The organism is Pedobacter sp. HMWF019 (assembly GCF_003061025.1).
In the GTDB taxonomy this organism is placed as follows: Bacteria; Bacteroidota; Bacteroidia; order Sphingobacteriales; family Sphingobacteriaceae; genus Pedobacter.
The window spans coordinates 1-9,316 of sequence record NZ_QAIL01000565.1 but is presented as its reverse complement, the minus strand read 5'-3'; the positions used below and the strand labels follow the sequence as shown (position 1 = coordinate 9,316).

6 protein-coding genes are annotated in these 9,316 nt (G+C 39.9%); 4 read left to right on the top strand and 2 right to left on the bottom strand.

Features of this window, described 5'->3' with window-relative positions:
* From DBR11_RS27415 to DBR11_RS27400, 4 genes are all read left to right on the top strand, one after another.
* The coding region (locus DBR11_RS27415; protein ID WP_369974466.1) for a glutamine synthetase III at positions 1 to 2,173 on the top strand (2,173 nt) is incomplete at its 5' end.
* 103 nt (positions 2,174 to 2,276) lie between these two features.
* Positions 2,277 to 3,458 carry an AIR synthase related protein gene (locus tag DBR11_RS27410; protein WP_108555730.1) on the top strand — a complete coding sequence of 394 codons (1,182 nt, stop codon included), beginning with the start codon at positions 2,277 to 2,279 and terminating at the stop codon, positions 3,456 to 3,458.
* 407 nt (positions 3,459 to 3,865) lie between these two features.
* On the top strand, positions 3,866 to 4,537 hold the full coding sequence (locus DBR11_RS27405; protein ID WP_108555729.1) for a DUF6266 family protein: 672 nt from the start codon (positions 3,866 to 3,868) through the stop codon (positions 4,535 to 4,537).
* Between the two features lie 2 nt (positions 4,538 to 4,539).
* Complete coding sequence (locus tag DBR11_RS27400; RefSeq protein WP_108555728.1) at positions 4,540 to 5,175, top strand: DUF6266 family protein; 636 nt, start codon at positions 4,540 to 4,542, stop codon at positions 5,173 to 5,175.
* Positions 5,176 to 5,247: 72 nt separating this feature from the next.
* Here DBR11_RS27400 and DBR11_RS27395 read toward each other — a convergent pair whose 3' ends face one another.
* Together DBR11_RS27395 and DBR11_RS27390 are read right to left on the bottom strand one after the other, a co-directional pair.
* Positions 5,248 to 6,372, bottom strand: coding sequence for a hypothetical protein (locus tag DBR11_RS27395; protein WP_108555727.1), 1,125 nt, complete (start codon positions 6,370 to 6,372; stop codon positions 5,248 to 5,250).
* 9 nt (positions 6,373 to 6,381) lie between these two features.
* The gene (locus tag DBR11_RS27390; RefSeq protein ID WP_108555726.1) at positions 6,382 to 8,952 is read right to left on the bottom strand and encodes a TonB-dependent receptor; all 2,571 of its coding nucleotides are present in this window, start codon (positions 8,950 to 8,952) and stop codon (positions 6,382 to 6,384) included.
* Positions 8,953 to 9,316 lie beyond the last annotated feature (364 nt).

The following is a 9,316-nucleotide window of genomic DNA, read 5'->3' as shown; positions in this document are numbered from 1 at the left end:
AACAATTGCATTAAAAGAGGCACAATCTAGAATTTCACCCGAGGTTAAGTCGCCATCAACCAAAATTTCGGAGTTTTTTGGCTCTAATGTATTTGATAAGAAAAAAATGAAAGATCTCTTATCAAAGGAAGTTTATGAAAAATTAATTTCTGCTATTGATCAGGGCGTGTTAATTAACCAGGACGAGGCCAACCACATTGCAACAGCAATGAAAACATGGGCAATGTCTAAAGGCGCAACACACTATACTCATTGGTTTCAGCCCCTAACCGGTACAACTGCCGAAAAACACGATTCGTTCTTCGAGCCAAGTGCAGATGGAGCAATTGAAAAATTTGCAGGAAGTGCATTGGTACAACAAGAGCCAGATGCATCAAGTTTCCCTAATGGTGGTATCCGCAACACTTTCGAAGCACGCGGTTATACAGCATGGGATCCTTCTTCTCCTGCCTTCATTATGGAAAGCAAAGCTGGTAAAACCCTTTGCATCCCAACTGTATTTGTTTCTTACACTGGTGAGGCACTAGATTATAAAGCACCTTTATTAAAAGCATTAAATGCTTTAGACAAAGCAGCTGTAGATGTTTGCCAGTATTTTGATAAAAGCATCACTAAAGTAAATGCATCTTTAGGTATCGAGCAGGAATATTTCCTGGTAGACCTTGCCTTATACAATGCACGTCCTGACCTTGCCTTAACCGGCCGTACCTTATTTGGTCATATGTCGGCGAAAGGACAGCAATTGGAAGATCACTATTTCGGATCTATCCCTGAGCGCGTATTTACTTATATGGTAGATTTTGAAAACGAAGCCTTAAAATTAGGTATTCCTTTGAAAACCCGTCACAACGAGGTAGCTCCTTCTCAATTTGAGTGTGCGCCAATCTATGAAGAAATCAACTTAGCGATTGACCACAATCAATTGTTGATGGACTTAATGGAAAAAGTGGCTTTAAGACACAACTTTAAAGTATTGTTACACGAAAAACCATATGCAGGTATCAACGGTTCAGGTAAACACAACAACTGGTCGTTGATCACTGATACAGGTAAAAACTTGTTGTCTCCAGGTAAAACGCCTAAAAATAACCTGATGTTCCTTACTTTCTTTGTGAATACCATCAAAGCAGTACACGAACATGCAGACCTGTTAAGAGCAAGTATTGCTTCTGTAAGCAACGATCACCGTTTAGGTGCAAACGAGGCACCACCGGCAATCATTTCCATCTTCTTAGGTTCTCAGCTTGCTGATGTACTGGATGAGATCGAAAGCTCACGCAGCATTTTGAAAAAAGTAAAAAATGAAGATTCTTTATGGTTAGGTATTCCTAAGATCCCTCAGATCTTGTTAGACAACACAGACCGTAACCGTACTTCACCATTTGCTTTCACCGGTAATAAATTTGAATTGAGAGCTGTAGGTTCTTCTGCAAACTCTTCTGCACCAATGACTGTATTAAACACCATCATGGCAGATCAGTTGACTAAATTCAAAGTTGAAGTAGATAAATTGATCAAAAAAGGCGAGAAAAAAGACGTTGCCTTGTTAACGATCATCAAAAAATACATCAAAGAATCTAAAGACATCCGTTTTGAAGGAAATGGTTACAGCCAGGAATGGGCAGATGAGGCTGCTAAACGCGGTTTAGCCAACATCAAAACTACTCCGGTTGCTTTGGATGCTTACATCAGCGAAAAATCGACTGAAGTTTTCACCAAAAACAACATCTTCAACGAGCGCGAATTACATGCACGTCATGAGATCTTGTTAGAAAGCTATTACAAAAAACTACAGATCGAAGCCAGGGTAATGGGCGAAGTAACCAACAGCATGATCATTCCTGCAACCATCGCTTACCAAAACACCTTGCTGGAAAATGCAAAAGGCTTAAAAGATCTTGGTTTAGCTAAGGAAACTTTAGAAGCACCATTGGCCATCATCAATAAAGTTTCTGAGCACCTGGGCGTTCTGAAAACCAATATCGATGCCATGCTGGAAGAGCGTAAAGTAACCAATGCCATCGAAGATACACGCGAAAAAGCGATTGCTTACGATGAGAAGGTGAAAAGCTATTTCGACACCATCCGTTACCATACAGATAAACTGGAGCAGATCGTTGACGACAGTGTTTGGCCTTTACCAAAATTCAGAGAACTGTTATTTTTAAAATAATACTTTGTTTTGATTTCATAACCTCTGCCCTAAAAAAGCAGAGGTTATTTTTTTGCCCGGAAATCGTGTCAAGATTGACGCGTTTCCCTATCTTTGCAGCAACATGAGTGATAACAGGTACAACCAACGTGGCGTTTCTGCCTCTAAAGAAGATGTGCACCAGGCCATCAAAAACATTGACAAGGGTATTTTCCCGCAAGCTTTCTGCAAAATCATCCCGGATATTTTAGGTAACGACCAGGAATGGTGCAACATTATGCATGCAGATGGTGCAGGCACCAAATCTTCGCTTGCCTATGTATACTGGAAAGAAACCGGAGATATTTCTGTTTGGAAAGGAATTGCCCAGGATGCCATTATCATGAATATTGACGACCTGATCTGTGTAGGGGCTACAGAAAACATTCTGTTGTCTTCTACCATTGGCAGAAATAAAAACCTGATTCCCGGTGAAGTGATTGCTGCCATCATCAATGGCACAGAAGAAATTCTTGCAGAGCTTCGTGAACAAGGGATCTCCATTTATTCTACCGGTGGAGAAACCGCTGATGTAGGCGACCTGGTTCGGACCATTATCGTAGATTCTACGGTAACCTGCCGCTTAAAACGTGATGAAGTGATCAGTAACCACAAAATCCAGGCGGGTGATGTGATTGTGGGTCTTTCTTCTTCCGGACAGGCCAGTTATGAAAAAGAATACAATGGTGGTATGGGCTCCAACGGTCTAACCTCTGCCAGACACGATGTTTTCAACAAATATGTTGCAACGAATTATCCGGAAAGTTTTGATCCGGCTGTTCCTTTTGACCTGGTATTTTCAGGAGGCAAAGGTTTAACAGACCTGGTTAAAATAGATGATCAGACTGAAATCACTGCAGGTAAACTGGTCTTGTCGCCAACGCGTACTTATGCACCGGTGATCAAAAAAATACTGGAAAGCTACCGCAGCCAGATCAACGGTATTGTACATTGCAGCGGTGGTGCCCAAACTAAAGTGCTTCATTTCATTAATGATGATGTACATGTGGTTAAGGACAACCTCTTCCCTGTTCCGCCTTTATTTGAACTGATACAGGAACAATCCGGAACAGACTGGAAAGAAATGTACAAAGTATTTAATATGGGCCATAGAATGGAATTATATGTTCCGCAGGAAATTGCCCAGGCGATTATTGATATTTCTAAAAGTTTTAATATAGACGCTCAGATCATTGGTCATGTAGAAACTTCTGCAGCCAAACAAGTAACGATTAAGAGCGATAAAGGCGAGTTTGTTTATAATTAAAACAGACAAGCATACTTCCTTAAAATTACAACAAAAGCACCCATTAGGGTGCTTTTGTTGTTTCACAGCGGTTAACGAGCCGGCATAGCTATACCTAGTCGCTATTAAATTCTATTAAATAACTGATAAAATACGGATAAAGTACTGGACAAATCTATCTTTAAATTATCCTTGTCTTATCCTTGGTTTATCTTTGCCTTATCCAATCAGATAAACCAAGGATAAATTAAGGATAGTTCAAAGATAAGCCAAGGATAATTCAACCCTGTATTTTATCCCTGGTTTATAGGGGATTATTCCGTATTTATTAGCACTTTATCTATTGTTAATAAGCAGGTTATACCTTATATTTGTTCATAACCCTATTAAATGTAAGGGGCGGATTTGAACCAAATAGAAATTGTATCATGGGAATTGCAAGTAATGGCCCTCATGGAAACCATAGAGGCAGGATTGGCAATGTTGTGTATTATGTACTGAACGGAAAAAATGTAGCCAGGGAAATTGGTAAAACCACCAAACCTCCTACCCAGGCACAACTTAAAGTAAGATCAGAAATCAAGTTGGTAAGCCAGTTTCTAAAACCCCTGGGAGAATTTATCAATGTGGGTTTTGGTATTGAGCAATTGGGAACAGATAAAAATGCCTTCAATCTGGCCATGGCCTATAATAGACCTCACGCAATTAAAGGCAGCTATCCGAACCTGAAAATTGCTTACGAGAAAGTTCAAATCAGTAAAGGTCCTCTTAAAACCGCAGAAAACCTTCGCGTTGAAGAAAGCCCAGCAGGATTACAGTTTAACTGGGATACGAATCCACAGATGGCCTGGCAGGAATCTACAGACCAGGCCATGGTATTGGTTTATTTTCCAGATCAAAAAAAGGTATTTTATACCTTATTTGGCAACAGCAGATTATCTGGAACTATGGAGCAGGAAATCCCGGCCAGTCTGAAAGGAAAACATATGGAAAGCTATATATCCTTTATTTCGGCAGATCGCAAACAAGTGTCCGATAGTATTTACACCGGGCGCTTTAATTCACCTGAGGCTAATGAAATTTCTAACTCAAATTCTTAATTATGGGCATCTTAAAATCAGGGCTTCTGGGTCCTTTCCGAAATAAAGTAGGTGGTGTAATTGGCCGCAGCCACCGAGGGCAGAATGTAATGACCTCGCTCCACGAAAAAAGGAACAAGCGCTTTTCTAAAGAACAATTGGAGGCACAGGAGAAATTTGCCTTGCTGAATAGCTTTTTATCTGAGATAGATCAACTCGTTAATACCGGTTTTAAACCTCTGAAAAGAAGCCAGACTCCGGTCAATGCCGCTTTTTCCTACAACTATCCTCATGCCTTTACCGAAACAAGCGAAAAAATTTCCCTCAATTACCCGCAGCTCGTCTACAGCCGTGGACCGATTTATACGCCTGAAGGCACCACAGCGGCTGTTATAGAAACGGATATTATAGCAACGTGGTTAGCACAACCGCAGTCTTCTTATTGTCAATATACAGATCTGGCAACTTTTTTAGCCTATTGTCCGGCTAAAGAAAAGGTTGTTAAGTTTATTGGAGCAACCGGACGGCACACTTTAAGCTACACGATGAAAATGCCCCGTAATTTTGCAGGTGAACTTGTTCATTGCTATATGAGTTTTAATTCTGCAGATGGGAAACGGACAGGCGATAGTATTTATATTGGTGAAGTACAGTGCTGATCCAATTTTTACCTGAAAAATCCCCGCTTCAGCAAATGCCGAAGCGGGGATTTTAATTAAAAGATATCGTGCTTATTGAGGATTTGCCAATACAAATCCAGTAGCAGTTTTAATGAATTTCACAGGAACATAACTGTATTTTCCATTGTAGGAATAATAAGTGATCACATACGGAATTTCCGGGTTGGCTACTGCGTTAGGAAATTTCAGGTTCAGTGTATAAATTAACATCGCCTGAATTTCTGAAGTAGACCATTGTGTACCATTGGTTGCACTAACGTTAATACTCTTGTACTGTGCTGCATTACCTCTGTTTGCTGCTGTGCCGAAAGTATAAGTTACAGTGCTGAGATTAAGGTTAAGATAATCGGCTGTAACCATAGTATAGTAAATAGTCGGATCCGGAATCCATTTCCCATCTTGCTTAAGGAAAGCCAAGGTGGTATTTGGCAACCAGTTTACACCATCATACGTTAAGGCATACACCTTTTGATAAGAAACTGTTGCAGATTGGTAAACCCTGTAACTCACATTAATTTTATCGCCAGCTTTAGCTGTTGACATGGTTACAATATCAGATTTCAGGAAAGTATTAAAATACCCGGCCAAATTAGCAGCATCACCAGAAAGAAACATATTATTTGTTCCTCTTCCAACGGCAGCGTACTGTGTATTTGAAATTAAATAAATTTTCTGCCAGCCAATGCTCTGTAACAGGTACGCTTCAGTAACAGGTGTTCCGGTAGTTACATTGGAAAGAAAAAATGTATAGGACAAAATAACCAATTTATTAGCCGGCGTACTTGCCTGAGGATACTTAGATTCCAAAAAGTCCAAAACCTTTGCAGAAGTGAAATTTTTGTTCGAATTTCCATTTGCGGCAGCGTAATCGGCATCAGTGACAGTGTATTGTACATTCGCGTACACACTGTCTACCGGTTTCACTGTATTGGTTTTATAGCTATAAGTCACATTCGCTTTAGTCCCGTTGCCCATCTGTGGATAGGACTTATTTAACAAGGCTACAATACCCGTATTAGCTGCTGCTGCAGTTTCATAAGTTGAAGTAGTGGTAATATTTAAAGTTCTCGCTACACCCGGAGCGGATTCAACTTCGTTAATTGTATCCTTCATTGGATTACAGGCTGCAAATGCCATGGCAACAAATGCCAGAATAATATATATATAGTTTTTCATGATGTTCAATTAGAAATTAATTTTCAAACCGGTAGTCCAGGTTCTTCCAAATCCATAAAATACAGTAGATCCAACTGCGGTACTTGTACCGTTTGCATCATAAGCATCAGCAACGTATTTAGTATCGAACACGTTGTTTACGTTTGCAATTACAGCAGAATTCAGACCTGCCAGTTTAAATCTAATAACCGCATTCAGGTTCAGCAATCCATAATCAGGAATTTTCCAAGGTTCTGCTCCTGCTTTGTTATAACTATAGAAGTTAAAATCAGCTCTGTAGTTTGCATAATAATTATAGTTAGCACCTAATTTTAGATCAGGCAAAACCTGAACATCCAAGCCCAGGGCAGCAGTAGTCTGTGCCTGGTTACCTACTTTCAATCCTTTCAAATACAGTTTAGCAATGGTTGGTGGCTGCGCCGAACTTCCAGTTTGTGCATTTACGGTTACCGGACCAATATCATTTAAGTACTTCCAGTCGCCAATAGACAGCATACCCGTTAAGGTTACCGCCTGTATAGGTCTGTATCTGAAATCAAATTCAACACCCTGGTGCAATTCATCTACGCCAGCAAGGTTAAATGTATATACCGTTCCGTCTTGTGCTGTTTGATTCACTGCTCTTGCACGATCTCTGTAGGTTGTGCGGTACAGGTTGATGTTTGCAGTAAGCGTTTTACTTCTATATCCGTAACCTAATTCATAACTGAAAAGCTTTTCATTTTTAGCATCTGGATTAATGAAGTTTTTATACTCCAGGAATACGTTAGTAAAAATTGGTGCCTTCTCTAAATAACCGATATTAGCAAATACATTGTTATGATCGTCCAGGTTATAGTTAGCTCCACCTTTTGCCTGGTAACCTAAAAAGCTTTTGTATGGAGATACTCTGGCAGGATCATCTGGTGTGTAGTTAAAAAAGTCTATCCTTTTGAAAGAAGTGTTGGAAGCAGCCAGGGACACAAATGCAGTAACATCATCCTTTGCATATTCTACCTGCCCGGATACACCTTCCCAAAGTATTTTACTGTTGTAATTGTACTCAAACTTATCACCAGTTTTTAACATTGGGTTCTGATCGTTGATGTTTCCGCGGTAGGTACTTGTACTGTTGATACCCAACCAAGGATAAGCCACGTAATCTGCACCTAAAACATCTGTAATTTTCACATAGTGAAGGCCTTCGTAGTATCTCAAATCAGCACCACCAGTAAAATTGAAGTAATTACTGAATTTTTTGTTGTAAGTACTCATGGCACCAATCCAGTTGTGGTTATTCACTGAAGAATAGAGGTACGATGCAGCAGAGCCATCCACAGAAGCTTTGTTTGTTGCGATCGCCGCATCCAGATCATATGGCGCATAAGCATATCCTCCAACTCTTGGCAATGCAGCACCTAAATTGGAACCACCGCCTCCTGTACCACGTGAAGCATACAATACAGTAGATAAACTTGACGATTCGTCAATGGTCCAATAGTCATTTACCGAGATAATTGGTTTGTTAAAGTAATTGTTTTTTACGTTAACCACCTGTCCATATTTAACACCCCAGTCTGGATTAAATTTAATGCCTTGTGGGGCATCTTCAAACGCCTGTATAGTTTGTTTGCTGGATCTTTGTCCATGCGTTTGCGGCGCACCCATTGCGGTAATAGACAAAGTATGGTGGTCATTAAACCTTTTGGAAAGGTTAAAGAAATAATTGTAACCCGTAAACTGAAGCCCTTCTGCATACATATTACCTGCAGTACGTGAACCCTGAGCAGAGAAAGCCCAGCCTTTATCGTTCATTCCTGTAGAAACGTAGAGAGAAGTTTTAACGAAACCATCGTTTCCAATGGTTTGAGAAATCGAGCCACCTTTTTCAGTATCTGTAGTTTTGGTAACGATGTTAATGGTACCTCCAAGAGATGGCACAACCAATTTAGTGGCCCCCAATCCTCTTTGCACCTGCATAGAAGAGGTTACATCTCTTAAGCTTGCCCAGTTAGACCAGTATACAGAACCATTTTCCATATCGTTAATGGGAATACCATTCACCATAATGGCTAAGTTGCTGGTACTGAATCCGCGGATACTTACCCTCGAATCTCCAAAACCACCACCTTGTTTGGTTGCCTGGATACCAGGCATCCCATTGAGCAATTCAGGAAACTCCTGGTTACTGCCTTTTTCTTCAATCTCCAGGGCATTGATGGTAGAAACCGCAACCGGCGTTTTCCTGTCAATAGCCACGTTGGAACCAAGGATAGCCACCTCAGACATTAAATTTGAATTTGGAGAAATTTTAATTGCACCAAGATTGGTTCTTCCTTCTTTAAGGATCACCTGCTTGGGATTGTATCCGATAAATGAGATCGTTAAAACATTTAAGCCATCCTGCTTTTGCAGGCTGAAACTTCCATCAAGGGCAGTGGAGGTAAAGTTCCTGGTTCCTTTAAAACCAATGGATGCTCCTGGTAGTGATTCATTAGTTAATGAATCTACAATCTTACCTGTGATTTTTTGCTGCGCGAAAACGCCTACAGCTAAAAATTGAATCAGCAAAGTAATTTTAATCAGTAAAGATTTATTCATGCTTTTTAAATGAGTGAAAAAAATTTATTTCCTGTGATTAACCATAACCACAGCCCACAAATCTAAGGAGTCCAAAAGCGGAGAATTTGACGCTTAACTTTAAGAAATCATTAATTAAACACAACATTTATATAGACAGAAAACCAAAAGTTCACATGGCAAATTCGTCGGGGCACTGAATATTACAGATGGCAGGATTACTTACAGAAAAAATTATTCAAACAGAAGGGATAAACAGGCAACCCGGAAAAATATCCGACAAGAAAATACAACAACAAAACTGCTGTATTACAGATATTTACAAAAACAAAAGAGATACTTAACATATAGTTATTGTACACAATATGTTAAGTCTTATTTTATT

Bases quoted from the DNA above. Each gene is read 5' to 3' on its own strand.
- DBR11_RS27390 (WP_108555726.1), bottom strand. From the start codon at position 8,952: ATGAATAAATCTTTACTGATTAAAATTACTTTGCTGATTCAATTTTTA.
- DBR11_RS27405 (WP_108555729.1), top strand. From the start codon at position 3,866: ATGGGAATTGCAAGTAATGGCCCTCATGGAAACCATAGAGGCAGGATT.
- DBR11_RS27400 (WP_108555728.1), top strand. From the start codon at position 4,540: ATGGGCATCTTAAAATCAGGGCTTCTGGGTCCTTTCCGAAATAAAGTA.
- DBR11_RS27410 (WP_108555730.1), top strand. From the start codon at position 2,277: ATGAGTGATAACAGGTACAACCAACGTGGCGTTTCTGCCTCTAAAGAA.
- DBR11_RS27395 (WP_108555727.1), bottom strand. From the start codon at position 6,372: ATGAAAAACTATATATATATTATTCTGGCATTTGTTGCCATGGCATTT.